13 protein-coding genes are annotated in these 14,851 nt (G+C 68.0%); 2 read left to right on the plus strand and 11 right to left on the minus strand.

Going from position 1 to position 14,851, the window contains the following annotated elements; translation table 11 throughout:
• Positions 1-70: 70 nt before the first annotated feature.
• Both BTH_RS11990 and BTH_RS11995 read left to right on the plus strand, forming a co-directional pair.
• Positions 71-1,471, plus strand: a complete 1,401-nt coding sequence (locus BTH_RS11990) for a cache domain-containing protein (protein WP_009894419.1) — start codon at positions 71-73, stop codon at positions 1,469-1,471.
• The gene (locus BTH_RS11995; protein WP_009894420.1) at positions 1,468-2,115 is read left to right on the plus strand and encodes a response regulator; all 648 of its coding nucleotides are present in this window, start codon (positions 1,468-1,470) and stop codon (positions 2,113-2,115) included. The genes BTH_RS11990 and BTH_RS11995 overlap by 4 nt, the downstream gene beginning before the upstream one ends.
• 137 nt (positions 2,116-2,252) lie before the next feature.
• Here BTH_RS11995 and BTH_RS12000 read toward each other — a convergent pair whose 3' ends face one another.
• The 11 genes from BTH_RS12000 to BTH_RS12050 all read right to left on the minus strand — a co-directional run bounded on the left by BTH_RS12000 (position 2,253) and on the right by BTH_RS12050 (position 14,851).
• Positions 2,253-2,849, minus strand: coding sequence for an MlaC/ttg2D family ABC transporter substrate-binding protein (locus BTH_RS12000; protein ID WP_009894421.1), 597 nt, complete (start codon positions 2,847-2,849; stop codon positions 2,253-2,255).
• Positions 2,850-3,139: 290 nt separating this feature from the next.
• A complete protein-coding gene (locus BTH_RS12005) occupies positions 3,140-3,880 on the minus strand; it encodes a TenA family transcriptional regulator (RefSeq protein WP_009894422.1) in 741 nt (246 codons plus the stop codon).
• Positions 3,881-3,912: 32 nt separating this feature from the next.
• On the minus strand, positions 3,913-6,531 hold the full coding sequence (locus BTH_RS12010) for a putative bifunctional diguanylate cyclase/phosphodiesterase (RefSeq protein WP_009894424.1): 2,619 nt from the start codon (positions 6,529-6,531) through the stop codon (positions 3,913-3,915).
• Between the two features lie 139 nt (positions 6,532-6,670).
• Positions 6,671-7,774 (minus strand): triacylglycerol lipase, encoded by a 1,104-nt coding sequence (locus BTH_RS12015; RefSeq protein ID WP_009894426.1) that lies wholly within the window; start codon positions 7,772-7,774, stop codon positions 6,671-6,673.
• Positions 7,775-7,861: 87 nt separating this feature from the next.
• Positions 7,862-8,626: a 4'-phosphopantetheinyl transferase family protein gene (locus BTH_RS12020; RefSeq protein WP_009894427.1), complete on the minus strand. Its 765-nt coding sequence runs from the start codon at positions 8,624-8,626 to the stop codon at positions 7,862-7,864.
• Positions 8,627-8,697: 71 nt separating this feature from the next.
• Positions 8,698-9,096 carry a DUF4345 domain-containing protein gene (locus BTH_RS12025; protein ID WP_009894428.1) on the minus strand — a complete coding sequence of 133 codons (399 nt, stop codon included), beginning with the start codon at positions 9,094-9,096 and terminating at the stop codon, positions 8,698-8,700.
• A gap of 38 nt (positions 9,097-9,134) precedes the next feature.
• Complete coding sequence (locus BTH_RS12030; RefSeq protein ID WP_011401603.1) at positions 9,135-10,433, minus strand: hypothetical protein; 1,299 nt, start codon at positions 10,431-10,433, stop codon at positions 9,135-9,137.
• Positions 10,430-11,212 carry an outer membrane lipoprotein-sorting protein gene (locus tag BTH_RS12035; RefSeq protein WP_009894432.1) on the minus strand — a complete coding sequence of 261 codons (783 nt, stop codon included), beginning with the start codon at positions 11,210-11,212 and terminating at the stop codon, positions 10,430-10,432. Before BTH_RS12035 ends, BTH_RS12030 begins: the two co-directional genes overlap by 4 nt.
• Positions 11,213-11,268: 56 nt before the next feature.
• Positions 11,269-12,702, minus strand: a complete 1,434-nt coding sequence (locus BTH_RS12040) for an ABC transporter permease (protein WP_009894434.1) — start codon at positions 12,700-12,702, stop codon at positions 11,269-11,271.
• Positions 12,702-13,403 (minus strand): ABC transporter ATP-binding protein, encoded by a 702-nt coding sequence (locus BTH_RS12045; RefSeq protein ID WP_009894436.1) that lies wholly within the window; start codon positions 13,401-13,403, stop codon positions 12,702-12,704. Before BTH_RS12045 ends, BTH_RS12040 begins: the two co-directional genes overlap by 1 nt.
• Complete coding sequence (locus BTH_RS12050) at positions 13,403-14,851, minus strand: flavin-containing monooxygenase (RefSeq protein ID WP_009894438.1); 1,449 nt, start codon at positions 14,849-14,851, stop codon at positions 13,403-13,405. The genes BTH_RS12045 and BTH_RS12050 overlap by 1 nt, the downstream gene beginning before the upstream one ends.

The following is a 14,851-nucleotide window of genomic DNA, read 5'->3' on the forward strand; positions in this document are numbered from 1 at the left end:
GCGCCGCGCACGCGCGCACGCGCCGTCGCGCCCGTGCGGCGCGCGCATCCACGAACGAATGCCCGGCACGATGAGACTGAAACTCAAGATCTTCCTGCTTGCGATCGTGCCCTTTCTCGTGACGATCGCGGCAATCGGCCTCGGCGTGCGGCAGCAGGCAACCGTGCTCGCGCGCACGCAGCACGCGACGATCGAAGCCGCCTATCTGTCGAGCAAGGAAATCGAGCTGAAGCATTACGTCGACCTCGCGACGAGCGCTGTCGCGCCGCTGTACGAAGCGGGCCGCACCAACGCACGCGACGACGCGCTGCTGCGCCAGCAAGCGCTCGCGATGCTGCAGAAAATGGAATTCGGCCCCGACGGCTACTTCTTCGTCTACGACCTGCACGGCAATTCGCTGATGCATCCGCGCGAGCCCGAGCGCGTCGGACACAATTATTGGACGCTGCGCGACCCGAACGGCTCGCCGACGATTCAGCAGCTGATTGCGGCCGCATCGCGCGGCGGCGGCTACGTGCGCTACGTCTGGCAGCGGCCGTCGACGGGCAAGCTCGCGCCGAAGCTCGGCTACGTCGTCTCGCTGCCGCGCTGGGGCTGGATGGTCGGCACCGGCATCTATCTCGACGACGTCGACACCGCGCTCGCGCGGATCGACGCGCGCGCGTCGGCGAACATCGATCGCACGATGACGTGGCTGAGCGCGATCGCGCTCGCGGGCGCCGCGGTCATCGCGCTGTGCGCGCTCGTGCTGAACGTCAGCGAATCGCGCAGCGCGGACGCGAAGCTCAAGCGCCTCGCTCAGCAGGTGGTCGAATCGCAGGAGCAGGAGCGCGCGCGTCTAGCGCGCGAGCTGCACGACGGGATCAGCCAGATGATGGTGTCGGCGAAACTGATGTTCGAATCCGCGCTCGAGCGCTTCGCGCGCCTGCCGACGCGCGAGAACGCGGCGGAAGCCGCACTGTCGAAAGGCATTGCGCGGCTCGGCGACACGCTGCGCGAAGTGCGCCGCATCTCGCACGCATTGCGTCCGACGATGCTCGACGATCTCGGCCTCGCGGCCGCGCTCGATCAACTGGTGCGCGAGCTCGGCGCGGAAACGGGCGTCGAGCTCGGCTTCACGCAGGTCGACCACAGCGGCGCGCCGCCGCTGCCCGCGCCCGTGAAAACCGCGCTTTTCCGCATCGCGCAGGAAGCGCTGACGAACATCCTGCGCCACGCGCACGCAACGCGCGCGGCCGTCACGCTCGAACTTTCGTCGCACGAAGTCGCGCTGACGATCGCCGACAACGGCCGCGGCTTCGACGCCGAGCGCGCGCAAGCGGACGCGCGCGGCGGCATCGGCCTGCGCAACATGCGCGAGCGGCTCGACGCGCTCGGCGGCACGCTTGCAATCGGCTCGCAGGTCGGCCATACCGTCGTCGCCGCGCGCGTGCCGCTGCCCGGCGCGGACTCAACAGGAACCCCGCGATGACCACCGTTTCTTCCACGCCCCGCGCCGCGCGCCTCCTGCTCGTCGACGATCATCCGCTCGTGCGCGATGGCCTGAAGATGCGCCTCGAAGCGGCGCCCGGCCTCGCCGTCGTCGGCGAGGCCGGCAATGCGGACGAAGCGCTCGCGCTCGCCGGATCGCTCGCGCCCGATCTCGCGCTGATGGATATCGGCATGCAGGGCATGAACGGAATCGCGCTCGCGGGCGTCTTTCACGAGCGCTTTCCGGCGATCCGCGTGCTGATGCTGTCGATGCACGACAATGTCGAATATGTGACGCAGGCGGTGCGCGCGGGCGCGAGCGGCTATCTGCTGAAGGATTCGCCCGCCACCGAGATCGTGCGCGCGATCGGCGCGGTGCTCGGCGGGCAGACGTTCTTCAGCGAGGGAATCGCCGCCCGGATGATTCAAGCGAGCGCGGAAGCGTCGCCGCTCGATCGGCTCACGCCGCGCGAGCGCGACATCCTCGATGCGCTCGCGCAAGGGCTGTCGAGCAAGCAGATCGCGCAGCGCAACGGCCTGTCGGTGCGCACGGTCGAGACGCATCGGCTGAACCTGAAGCGCAAGCTCGACATCGACGGGCAGGCGGAACTGATCAAGTTCGCGGTGGAGCATCGCAGGCGGTAGGCGCGGCAAGCCGCGCAGCGGCAGCAGGCGCGCCGAGCGCGCGCCTGCGGCGAACCGGGCCGCTCGCGCCGCGCCACAACGAAAAAGGGCGCCAACGCGCCCTTTCCTCATGACAAACGCGGAGCCCGCCGGCGCGCTCAGTTCGCGCGCGCGTTGTGCTTCGTCAGGAATGCGATCAGGCCGTCGATGCCGCCCTGCGCGAGCTGCGCCTTGAACTGCCCCTGATAGACCTGGATCAGCCACGCGCCCGACATGTCGATATCGTAGATCTTCCAGTCGCTGCCGATCTTGCCGAGCCGGTAGCCGACCGACTGGCTGTCGCCCGGCGTCGTCACCGTCGAGCGCACCAGCGCGTCGGTGCCGCCCGCGCCCGCCGCCTTGAACGTGAACTTCGCGTCCTGGCTGCCGAGCTGCGCGAGCGACGCCGCATACGTGCGCGTCATCAGAATCCGGAATTGCTTGTAAAGCTCCTGCTGTTGCTGCGGGCTCGCCTGCTTCCACGCGTCGCCGACCGCGATGCGCGTCGTGCGCTCGAAATTCGTCGCGGGCAGGAAGCGCGCCTCGACGATCTGCGTGATCTTCGCCATATCGCCGGCGCGCGCGGCCGGGTCCGCCTTCATCGCGCCGACGGTGCCCTCGACGGCGTTCTTGACCACCTCGACGGGTGCGGCTTGGGCGAATGCCGAAACGGACACGACGGCCGCGGCCACAAAAGCAAACAGATGACGTTTCATGCGTGTATCGAACCAGGGAGAGAACAAGCCGGACGCGTCAAGGCGCCGGCGCAGACGAGACAGTATACCGAGCTTGGCGCGCTCGCGCGGCGCCGTGACGGTCTGTTACCGAATAGTCGGAATATTGACGATGCAACTGGCGAAGCGGGGCGCATCGCCATTGCCGGCACGTACGAACGCGTGCGCGGCCGATCGACGCATGCGGTCGCGAACGGACCGCGACGCGCTCTCGCCTCGCCGTCGCCGGCCGGGCACCGCTGCGCCCTTCGCCAGACGACGACGCGCGAGACTCACGCGTCGAGGCAGCAGGACAGGCTCATCTCGAAGTAGCGGAAGCTGCGCTCGATGCCGGCCGCGATGTCGCGCACCTGTTCGGTGCTCGGCGATTGGCCGAGAATCGTCGCGACGATGTCGAGCGCTTCCCACGGATGCTTGTCGTCGTAGCTCGAATGCAGTTTCAGCCAGCGCATCGCGCGGCCGCGCACCGCCTCGGGAAAGCCCATCTCGTAGACGTCGGAGCGGCACAGGTCGGCGCTCCATTCGCCCGTCACGCCTTCGATCGCATAGTTGGTCGCCGCGATGCTCGCCGCGAGCGAATCCGCGCTGCTGCTCTTCCAGCACCAGTGGCTGAGCGCGAGCGCGGCGGGCGGGCTGTCGCCGTCGATCAACTGCCGGCGCGGCACGCCGCTCGCTTCCGCCCAGTTCACCCAGTGCTCGACATGGTTCAGCTCGACGCGGATGTTGCGGATCAGATAGCGGCGCGCCTTCTCTTCGCCGGACGAATTCGTGCCGTCCGCCTTCAGCAGGTTCATCGACATGTACTTCGGAAACTGCTCGACGACGGGCCAGCCGTTCACGAAGAACGCGGCGAGCTGCCGCGGCGCGAGGCGGCCGTCGCGCATCAGCGAGAACACTTCGTGGAAACGCACGCGGTCGCGCGCCGCGCGCACCGCGCCGACCACGTCCTGCAGCCAGTGTGGATAGCTCCCGATATCCATCAAGTCGCCGTCGCGTTCAAAAGGGATATGCAATTTCCTCTCCTTAGTAAAGTCATCGAACCACGTCAATAGCCGCCCTCGCGCCACGGCGAAGGCTGAGCAAAGAAATATCCCTGGCAGAAATCGATGCCGAGCTCGCGCAACATCCCGAGCTCGACCTCGGACTCGACATGCTCGGCGACGGTGCTGCAACGCATCGAATGCGCGACTTCGTTGATCGCGCTGACGACGCCATAGCTCACCCGGTCCGACATCATGTTCGACACGAACTCGCCGTCGATCTTCAGATAATCGATCGGCAAGCTGCGCAGATAGCGAAACGACGACATGCCCGCGCCGAAATCGTCGAGCGCGAAGCGGCAACCGATCGCGCGCAACTCGCCCATGAAGCGCGATGCGAGCTCGAGATTCTTCACGGCGATCGTTTCGGTGATCTCGAAACAGATCACCGAAGGTTCGAGACCGGAGCTCAGCAGCTCGGCGATCACGAATTCGAGAAAGCGTTCGTCGGAGATCGACGCGCCCGACAGGTTCACGTTGTACTCGTGGTACTCGCGCGCGGGCAGCGCGCTCAGCTTGCGGAACACCGTGCGGATCACCCAGCGGTCGATGAGCCCCATCAGCCCGTAGCGCTCGGCGGCCGGCAGGAACGCGGCGGGCGAGATGTCGCGGCCCGCGCTGTCCGTCATCCGCAGCAGCACCTCCGCGCGCTCGGGCGTGCGCGAATCCGGGCGCGTGTGGACGATCGGCTGCACGTACAGGCGAAAGCCGTCTGTTTCGAGCGCGGTCTTGATCCGGCGGCTCCACTGCACGTCGCCGACGTGGCGCGCCTGCTGCAGGTCGCTCGGGTCCGCGAGCTGGATGCGGTTGCGCCCGCGCTCCTTCGCGATGTAGCACGCGATGTCGGCGAGCTTGACGGCCATCTCGAGATTGCGCGGCGCCTTGCAAAGCTCGAGCACGCCAATACTGACGCTGACCGTGAAGCGCTCGCCTTCCCACAGGAACACGAAATCCTCGAGGCTGCGGCGCAGCCGTTCCGCCTTGTTCTTCGAAGGCCACGAGCCCGCGCCGTGCGGCAGCAGCACGCCGAACTCGTCGCCGCCAAGCCGCGCGAGCACGTCGTCGTCGTCGAGGCAGCTCTGAAAGCGCTGCGTGACTTCGCGCAGCATCGCGTCGCCCGCCGCGTGGCCGCAGGTGTCGTTGATCTCCTTGAAGCGGTCGAGATCGAGCATCAGCAGCATCGAATCCGCGCGATCCTTGCTGGAGGTCGTATCGGCGAGCGCGATCTCGAGGCGGCGCTCGAACTCGACGCGATTCACGAGCCCCGTCAGCACGTCGTGCGTCGCCTGCCACGCGAGGCTTTCGAGAAATTGCTGCTCGCGCGTCATGTTGCGCAGGATCAGCACGTAGCCGATGTGGCCGTGCACGCGGTCGCCCATCTCCGAAATCGTTGTCTGCACAACGATCTTCGAATGATCGCGGCGCAGCAAATGCACTTCGCGCTTGATCGGCGTGCGCTCGTCGCGCGCCCAGAATTCGTCGACGATGTCGACCGCGTGCCCGGTCTCCTTGTCGAGCAGCATCAGCACGCTCGACACCGGCGCGCCGACGCACGCGGCGGCCGAATAGCCGAGCAGCTGCTCGGCCGCGTTATTGATGAAGTCGACGTTCTTCGCGAGCCCGACCGTGATCACCGCCTCCGCGACCGAGCTCAGCGCCGCCTCGGCGAACGCCTCGCTGCGATCGAGCGCGTACTGGATCGACAGCCGTTGCAGCGCGGCCCTGCGCGCCCAGACGAGCGCGAGGTACATCAGGAACATCGACGCGACGAAGTAGCAGACGAGCAGCAGCGCGACGCTCGAGCGGAATTCGTCGCTGAACGCCTTCGAGAAGCGATCGGGCAGGCCGGACACGCGCTCGTTGATTTCCCACGCGCGGTTTTCAAGCGCCGTCACGCGCGGATCGTCGCGCCGGCCGCTGCTGACGAGCGCGTGCAGCTGGCTCGCGACGTTGCGGAACTCGGCGAGCTCGACATCCGCCTGCATCCAGCACCGCAGCGCATAGTTGATCTTCGCGACCCAGCTGAGGGCGGGCAGCAGCAGCGCGGCCGCCGTCGCGTCGGTCGGATCGATGCCGCTCGCGATGATCGCCTCGCGCGCGGTCGCGCGATCGGGTGGCTGGCGCTGCAACGCGGTGCGCGCGAGGCTCAGGCGATACGGCTTGTCGATCGCGGCCTCATAGAGCTTGTACGCGCGCTCGTCGCCCGTCTCCGCGTAGCGGATCAGGTAGATGACCGCATCCTTCTGCGATTTCGACCACGTGCTCTCGCCGCCGATGTAGACCCTGAGGAACGACACCACGGCAAGACTCACGATCACGACGCACACGAGCACCGACACCATCAGCAGGATCGGCCAGACGTCGAGCGCCGGCCTCAGTTCGGCCGCCTTGCCGCCCCTGTCGTTCAAGCCGAGCGCCTGTTCGCGCATGCTGGAAGTCCCGTTCATCGTCCACCTTGCCTGAGCCCCGCCGCCGCGCCGCTTCGTCGCGGCGGTCTCGTATTTTCCCGGCGCGCGCAAACGCCGGAAACGAACCGGCGGCGGCCCGTTGCCGGTCCGCCGCCAGATGCTCGAAGCGTGGCCTGTCGCGCTGTCTCTCGTATAGAGCGTGCGTAGACTGGCCATCTTGCGCGCATTCGTCTGCTCGTCGCGTTACATATGAAGCGTCTGCTGCATGAATGCGCGTGCGCCGCCGCCCGCGCAAGCGGCGGCGCAATCGTCGGACAATCATACGACGCGCGGCGCGCCGCCGCCCAACCTTCTTTCAAACACCCTGCAATTTCAGCCGGTTCGCGTGCGTGCGCAGCACCGCGACCGGATCGGCCGCATATGCGCCCCGCACGCCGAGCAGCTGATTGATCTCGTCGAAGTGGTTCCATTTGTAGCCGGTCGAGATCACCGCGCCGTACATCGAACTGCAGGTCGAAGTGAAGCCGTCGTTCAGCCCCGCCTGCTTGAGCGCCATGATGTTGCCGGCCGTCAGGAACACGAGCGTCGACGGGTCGATCACGTTCGCCGGATCGATGAGCGGGATCGTGCTCTTGTCGACCGCGCCCGTCGTCAGGCCGAGCACCGTGATCGGCTGGTACGCGCTGCCGCTCCACGAATACAGCAGATGCACGTTGCCGCCGACCGTCTCGCTCGGCGCGCCCGTCGCGCACTTGCCCGGCGCGCCGAGGCCCGCGCTCGGGAACTGCGCGTTGAACTGCGTCGCGTATTGCGTGCTGAGCGCGTTCAGCGCGGCGATCGCGTCCTGATTCGTGTTGTGCGTGTGGCTCGTCAGGACCCCGAATAGATTCAGCAGCGAGCCGAAGATCGGCGTCGACAGGCCGGTCGGGTCGAGACTCAGCGCGCCGAGCACGAAATCGGCGAACGGCGAGCCGCGATGCGGCGTGGCGATCGACGTCACCGAGGCGACGAGATCCGGCGCGACCGCCGCGACGTAGCGCGACGTCAGTCCGCCCTGGCTGTGGCCGATCAGGTTCACCTTCTGCGCGCCGGTGACGGCGAGCACCTGCTTCACGTATGCAAGCAGCTGCTCGCCGCGCCCGTTCGGGCCGAGGTCGCTCTGGAACCCCGACAGATCGGCGACGAACACGGTCGCGCCGTGCTGCTGCAAATCGGACTGCATTCCGTACCAGTACGGGATGACGCCGAAGTAGTCGTCGGTGCCCGTCAGCCCGTGGACGAGGATGATCGGGTAGCGCGTCGCCGCGTAGTCGTCGACCGCACCCGTCGCGGCATCCGCGCGCGCCGCGGGCGCGGCGAATGCGCACATCGCGGCGACGATCGCGGCCGCCCATGCATTTGCCAGTGTTCTTCTCGCGACCCGCGCCGTTGCGGCGGCGCATCTCAACATCGACTGCATATCGCTTCCCCCTGTGTATTGCGTTACTCGAACGATGCCGCCCGCCCGTGCGCGGCGATCTCCGCGATCGCGACGCCGAACGGCGGCTCACCACCCCAGACAGAATCCGTGCACTTTCGCGCACCGATCCTCCATCGCGACCGCCGCGCGCCATCCCGCGCCGAGCGCGATGTCCTCGACCGCCCAGCGCACGCCGTCGCTCATGCATTCGTCGCGCGCGGCGAGCCGTGCGGGCCAAGGCATCTCCAGTTCCCGCGGATCGCGCCGCAGGCCCGCGCCGTGCGCTTTGAGCAGCGCCTCCTTGCGCGTCCAGAGCTGCAGCAGCAAACGCGCTTGCGCGCGCTTCGGCGTTTGCACGAACACGTCGCGCTCGCGCTCGCCGAGGCTGGCCGCCGCGAGCGCGTCGATATCGAGCTTCCGGCCGAGCGATTCGAGATCGCAGCCGACCCGCTTCCTCGCGACCGCCATCAGCACCGCGCCGCTCGCGTGGCTCACGCTGAATTCGAGATCGCGGCCGAACAGCACCGGCTTGCCGCCCGGCTCGACGTCGAACACGAGCCGCGCCGGATCGGCGTTCAGGTATTCGCCGAGCACGACCCGCAGCATCGCGCGCGCGAACACGAACAGCTCGCGGTGCGCGCCGTACTTGAGCCTCGCCGCACGCTCGCGTTCGCTGAGCGACAGGCAATCGCGCTTCAGGTACGACCCCGCTTCGTCCGAGCGGGCGCGCCACACGTGCACCTCGCCGCGCATCAGCCGCTCCGTGAGCGCCGCCGACGGGCGCGCGACGCTGAACCGCAGCGCCGCCGTATCGTCACGCGGCATCGCATGCGGCAATCCTTCCACCATCATTTGTCAGTCAACCTAAGTGTTTCAAACGTTCGCCGGCCGCTCCGGCCGCGCGTGCCGCCCGCGTCGGCCCGTCAGCCCGCCGTTGCCGCGACGCGGCTTTGCCACCAGACGAACAGCGGCGCGCCGACGATCTCGAGTACGGTAAAGCCGATGAACGGAGCAAACGGTGCGCCGAGCGACACGAGTGAGATCAGACGCCCGATTCCGCCGACGAAGATCATCGTCCACAGCGCGCGGAACGGCACGCCGTTGCGCTCGATGTTCGGAATCGTCCAGAACGCGCCGAGGCCGAGGCCGAACCAGACGCCTGCGTAGAAGCGCAGGTTGCCGTCGAGCGTCGCGTCGGCGGGCAGCGCGACGCCGAGCGAGGCGTACAGCGGATCGTGGATGCCCATCATGCCGAGCGCGCCGGTTGCGACCGGCACAGCCGCGAGAATCGCGGTGGCGATTTGCAGGATGCGTTTGCTCATCGTAGGGTGGCCCTTGTTATTGGACGTTCGGCGACGTCCTACTGATAAAAAATGCCCAGCACCTGAACGCTGCTCGCCTCGGGCATCGCGCCGAAGCGGCTCCACGCAGGCCCTGTCTGCCGCAGGAACTGCACCGCGACGTCGAACGTGTCGAAGCGCCGCCGCAACTCCAGCCAGTACTGCCGCCCGGCGCCCAGATCGAGCTGCGCGAAGCCCGTCAGGTCCAGACGCCGCACGAACACGTTGCGCCACGCGGCCATCAGGAACAGCCCGTGCCGCGACGGCAGCTCCTGCGCGGCGATCGACGCGCGCACCGCCCGCCCCCACGCATACGGATCGCTCGCCTGCAGCGCGCGCCACTGCGAAGCGGATGCGCCGCCGCTGTTGCCCTGCAGTTCCGCCGTCAGCGACAGGTCGACCGGCAGCGTCCACGTGAAGCCCACCGCCGAGCGCGTGCGAAACGCGCGATCGCCGTTGCCGCCGCCCGTCGCCGAACCGATCAGCGACGGCCGCCAGCCGCCCGTCCACTCCGCGTATGCGACGACCGCGTTGCCGAGCAGCACGCTCAGATTCTGCCCGAACTGCGGCGATTGCCCGCTCTCGCCATACAGCACCCATTGCGGCTGGATCGCCGGCGCGATCCGCTGGCTGCCGACGAGCATCCAGCGATCGACGCCGTTCGTGCGCTGCAAATCCGACGACGCGAACGGATCGCCCGGCATGCTGCGGCTCGCGAGCCGAGGCGACAGCATCAGCGCGATCGAGCCGGAATCCCACACGCGCTGCGCGCGCACGGCGACGCTGCCGAGCCGGTTCGCATGCCGGCTGTCCGGATCGGGCGGCACGTCGAGGCTCACCGCACCCGCCTTGAAGAAATCGGTCGGGTTGTAGCCGATCGCCGCGCCGATGCGCTCGTTGATCCGGCCCGCGTCGATCGCCAGCAGCGGCGACGGCTTCCAGCTCGCATACGCCTCCTTCACGAGCGTCACGTCGCGGTGCGACGCCGCGCCGGGCGACAGCGGATCGAACCGGTCGAACCGCATCGCGAAATTCACGCCCAGTGTCGGCGTCAGCGCGCGCTCGAACTGGAATTCCAGCACCAACTGATTGCGCCACGATGACGCAGCATCGCGAACGTCGCTCCAGCGAACGGCGTTCTGCACGCTGAACTTCCACGGGCGCGCCGTTTCCGGCGCCGCGACGGGCGTCGCGTCCGCGAGATCGAGCGCCGCGTTCGTCGCGTCGCTCGCCGCATCCGCGTCGCCCGCGGCCGCGGCGCGCAGCGGCATCGCCGCCGCGGCCGCGCAAATCAGAACTGCCAACGATCGGCGAGTCATTGCGCCTGGAAGCGGGGCAGGTAGTCGCGCTGCAACCATGCGTCCGGAATGTCGCGCCACACGTAGCCGGAAAAGCGCATCACCGTGACCCAGTTCGGATCGAGGCCGTCGATGATCACGGTCTCGGTCGGCCGCTCGACGCCGAGCTCCGCCGTATAGCGCCGATAGAACGCGCTCTTGAGCAGCCGATCGCTTTCCGAATAGAACTTCGCCTTCACCGGCCGGCTGTTCGATGCCTCGAGCCACATCTCGATCCGATGGTACGTGAGGCCCTGCGCATTGCCGGTCAGCGAAAGCTTGTAGCAATGCCGCGTCTGGCGATCGCCGTCCATCACGTCCTCGGCGCCCTTGAGCTCCGCCCGATAGTCGTGCGCGAGGTTCACGGTCACGACGTCGCCGTTCGCGGCCTGCCCGAGCAGGCGCTGGTCCGGCGAGATGCGGATGCTCGCCTGGTTCGCCGGATCGTAGAACCACAGGTCGTTGCCGTTCTTCAGCATCAGCTTGCCCGTGTCGCGCGCGGGCGCGACGAAGCGCACCAGCGTGCGGAACGCGCCGCCCGGCGCATCGGGTTTCGAATAGATCGACAGCGTGTTGCCGTCGACCTGCTTGCCGGACCGGTATTCGGTCAGCGTCGCGGTCAGCACGAACGACTTCGTCGGCGTGCGGATCGCGTCGCTTTGCGCGAGCAGCTGCTGCGGATCGGGCGCGGCCTGCGCGTGCGCGAGCGCCGCCGCGCAAAGACTCAGGCCGACCCAACATTGACGAAACAAGCGACGCACGCTTCACCTCCCGATCGATTCGATCTTTCGTTGTTCAAACTGAAAACTTCCGCCGCTCATGCGTAACGCAGCGCGTCGACGATCGACAGCCGCGCCGCGTGGCGCGCGGGCAACCACGCGGACAATCCGGCGACGAATGCGAGCCCGGCGAACGTCAGCGCGATAAGGCGCCATTCGCCCCACACGCGCACCGTCAGCGCGACCGAATCGATCCGCGCGGGCGGCGTCCATGCGAGGCCGCTGTGATTGACCGCGAATGCGAGCGCGAGCGCGACGAGCACGCCGATCGACGCGCCGACGACGCCGAGCAGCGCGCCTTCGCAGACGAACAGCGCCTGGATGCCGCCGCGACGCACGCCCATCGAGCGCAGCGTGCCGATCTCGACGGTCCGCTCGAGAATCGCCGCGCTCATCGTGTTGCTGACGACGAACAGCACGATCGCGCCGATCAGCACGAACACGAAGCCGAAGATCATCGAGAACATGCGGTTCGTCTGGTCGTAGAACGGATTCAGCGCGGCGAAGTCGAGCACGTCGAGCGGCTGGCCTTCGAAGCTGCCGCCGAACAGCTCGCCGATTCGCGCGCGCGCGGCGGGCAACTGCGCGGTGTGCTTGAGCTGGATCTCGATCGCCGTCACGCGCGGCGCATCGCCGCCGTACACGAGCCGCTGCGCGCGCGACAGATGCATCGCAAGGTAGACGTCGTCGAACTCCTTCACGCCCTGCTGCTCGGCCTTCGCGACCGTGAAGCCGCCCACGTTCGGCGCGCCGTACGCGTTCGCCGCGAGCACCTCGATGTGCGTCGCGCCCGCGCGCTCGCCGCCATGCTCATCGCCGCGCTCGCCCTTTCGCGCGTCCGCTTCGGCGGCGGCAAGCGCAAGCACGTCGGCCGGCGCGTCCGCGGCCGACGCGGCCGACGCCACGGCGTCCTTCGCGATGTCGCCGTCGGCACAATCGGGCACGTGCAGCGGCCCGCACAGATGCAACACGCGCGCGACGCCGTTGCCCACGATCGCCGCATCCGGCGCGGTGCCGACGAGCGGATACGGCTTCGGCGTCAGCGGAAAGCCGTAGTCGTTCCATTGCTGCATCCGGTCCTGCTCGTCGGCGACCGCGCCTTGAGCGAGCACCGTGCGCGACACGCCCGCTTCGAAATTGCCCGCGATCCCGCCGAACTGCAGCGTCGGCGTGATCACCGCGATCATCGGCGCGAGCACCGGATCGTCGCGCAGCCGCGCGATCAGCCGCTCGTAGCCGCCGATCCCGTATGCGACCGGATTGCCGCTGCCGTACTGGTAGTAGCCGTGACGCTGGATCTGCAAATGGCCGCTGCGCCGCACGAAATCGGTCTGCAATCCGAACGTGATGTCCTTGCTGAAGCCGCCGAACAGCAACACCGCGCAGACGCCGACGATCATCGCGAGCAGCGTCGTGATCGAGCGCCGCCGGTTTCGCTGCAGGTTGCGCAGCGCCAACATGAACGTATGCATCAGCTTTGCGCCTCCTGCGCGATGCGGCGGCGCTCGACGATGCGCCCGTCGCGGATCTGCACGACGTCGTCGGCCGCTTCCAACACTTGCGGGTCGTGCGACGACACGATGAACGACACGCCGCTCTCACGCTGCATCTCGCGCATCAGCGCGATGATCGCGCGGCCGGTGACGCTGTCGAGGTTCGCGGTCGGCTCGTCGGCAAGCACGAGCGACGGCCCCGCCGCGAGCGCGCGCGCGATCGCGACGCGCTGGCGCTGGCCGCCCGACAGCTGGCTCGGCCGGTGCGCGCCCTTGCCGGCAAGGCCCACCGCATCGAGCAGATACGCGACGCGCCGCGCGCGCTCGCGCGCCGGCTTGCGCGCCATCAGCAGCGGATATTCGACGTTCTCGTAAGCGGACAGCACGGGCAGCAGGTTGAACGACTGGAACACATGTCCGACCTCGCGCGCGCGAAAGTCGGATAGCGCATCGTCGGACAGCGTCGCGGTATCCTGGCCGGCGACGACGACGCGCCCGGCGTCCGGCCGATCGATGCAGCCGATCATGTTGAGCAGCGTCGTCTTGCCGCTGCCGGACGGGCCGCTCAGCACGGTGAAACGGTTCGCGTCGATGTCGACCGACACGCCGGCAAGGCCGGTCACTTTCACGCTGTCGAGCAGATAGGTCTTGCTCACGCTCTCCACGGAGACGATCGCCATCATGCGTCTCCCGTCCGCACGCGCGCGCCCGACGCCGCCGCTTGCGCCGCCGACGCGACGGCCACGGGCCGCGCCTGCCGCGGCGCGACGCGCGAATCGGGCAGCGCGCGAATCAGCCGCTTCAGTTGCAGCCGGTACGCGAAGTGCTCGACTTCGATCACGTGCCGCTGCGTGTCGCTGAAATGAATCCCGCCGTTCCAGTTCGAGCGGTCGCGGCCGATCCGCCGGTCGAGCCGCGCGGCCTTGCGCGGCGCGGCGTCGCGCGCGCGCAGGTAGCGCGCGACGAGCTGCGCCTGATAGTCCATCAGCGGCCAGTTGCCGGTCGACGTCTGGAACAGGCCGATGAAGAACAGGTTCGGATGCGCGCGGTCGAACACGTTCAGGTACAGGCGCGGCTGCATCTTGTCCCATTGCAGATACGACTGGTCGAGAAACGGGAAGCTCAGCTGGAAACCGGTCGCGTAGACGATCGCGTCGATCTGCTCCTCGCTGCCGTCCGAGAATGCGACACGATCGCCCTTGAGCTCGACGACATCCGGCTTCGCGACGAGATCGCCATGCCCGAGGTGATAGAACAGCGTCGAATTGATGATGAAGTGCGCCTCGAACAGCTTGTGATCCGGCTTCGGCAGCCCGTAGTCCTCCGGCTGGCCGGCCGTCGTGAGGCGCAGCAGGCGCTCGCCGAAGAAGCGCCGCGCCCACAGCGGCATGCGCAGCTTCAGCGGCCATTCGGCCCAGCGGTCGGCGGGAATCCCGAACAGGAACTTCGGCCAGTAGAAGTAGCCGCGCCGCGTGCTGTGAAACACCGCGCTCGCATGATGAACCGCCTCGACCGCGATGTCGCAGCCCGAATTGCCCGCGCCGACGACGAGCACGCGCTTGCCCTTCAGCACGTCGGGGGTCTTGTACAGCGCCGAATGCAGTTGCAGCCCGTCGAAGCGGCCCGGGTAGTCGGGCACCTGCGGCTTCGACAGATGGCCGTTGCAAACGAACACGCCCTTGTAATGCCGCACCTCGCCGCCGTCGAGCTCGACGCGCCACGCGCCGCCCTGCGCGAGCGGCGCGACTTCGAGCACGGTCCGGTTGAACTCGGCGTGCTCGTACACGCCGAAGCGGCGCGCATAGTCGCGCAGGTACGCGAGCGCCTGATCGCCGCGCGCGTAGGTCGGGTAATCGGCGGGCATCGGGTAGTCCGTGTATTCGGAGAACTCGCGCGAGCTGATCATGTGCACCGATTTGTAGATCGCGCTGCACGGCTTGCCGTAATACCAGGTGCCGCCGATGTCGTCCTCGCGCTCGATCAGATCGAATGCGATGCCGTGCTCGCGCAGGTTCTTCGCGGTCGCGATGCCGGCCGCGCCGCCGCCGATGATGCAGTAGCGATCGCCGCAATCGCGGATCGCCGGCGTCGCGGCTGCCGCCGGCGTCGTCGTGTTCGTCGTCGTCAT

Origin of the sequence: Burkholderia thailandensis E264 (assembly GCF_000012365.1) — a bacterium.
GTDB classification, from domain to species: domain Bacteria; phylum Pseudomonadota; class Gammaproteobacteria; order Burkholderiales; family Burkholderiaceae; genus Burkholderia; species Burkholderia thailandensis.

What these genes read in the sequence shown, in the direction of transcription:
- BTH_RS11995 (WP_009894420.1), top strand. Translation starts at nt 1,468, where the DNA reads ATGACCACCGTTTCTTCCACGCCCCGCGCCGCGCGCCTCCTGCTCGTC.
- BTH_RS12020 (WP_009894427.1), bottom strand. Translation starts at nt 8,626, where the DNA reads ATGATGGTGGAAGGATTGCCGCATGCGATGCCGCGTGACGATACGGCG.
- BTH_RS12000 (WP_009894421.1), bottom strand. Translation starts at nt 2,849, where the DNA reads ATGAAACGTCATCTGTTTGCTTTTGTGGCCGCGGCCGTCGTGTCCGTT.
- BTH_RS12050 (WP_009894438.1), bottom strand. Translation starts at nt 14,851, where the DNA reads ATGACGACGACGAACACGACGACGCCGGCGGCAGCCGCGACGCCGGCG.
- BTH_RS12010 (WP_009894424.1), bottom strand. Translation starts at nt 6,531, where the DNA reads ATGGCCAGTCTACGCACGCTCTATACGAGAGACAGCGCGACAGGCCAC.
- BTH_RS12040 (WP_009894434.1), bottom strand. Translation starts at nt 12,702, where the DNA reads ATGCATACGTTCATGTTGGCGCTGCGCAACCTGCAGCGAAACCGGCGG.
- BTH_RS11990 (WP_009894419.1), top strand. Translation starts at nt 71, where the DNA reads ATGAGACTGAAACTCAAGATCTTCCTGCTTGCGATCGTGCCCTTTCTC.
- BTH_RS12015 (WP_009894426.1), bottom strand. Translation starts at nt 7,774, where the DNA reads ATGCAGTCGATGTTGAGATGCGCCGCCGCAACGGCGCGGGTCGCGAGA.
- BTH_RS12025 (WP_009894428.1), bottom strand. Translation starts at nt 9,096, where the DNA reads ATGAGCAAACGCATCCTGCAAATCGCCACCGCGATTCTCGCGGCTGTG.
- BTH_RS12030 (WP_011401603.1), bottom strand. Translation starts at nt 10,433, where the DNA reads ATGACTCGCCGATCGTTGGCAGTTCTGATTTGCGCGGCCGCGGCGGCG.
- BTH_RS12045 (WP_009894436.1), bottom strand. Translation starts at nt 13,403, where the DNA reads ATGGCGATCGTCTCCGTGGAGAGCGTGAGCAAGACCTATCTGCTCGAC.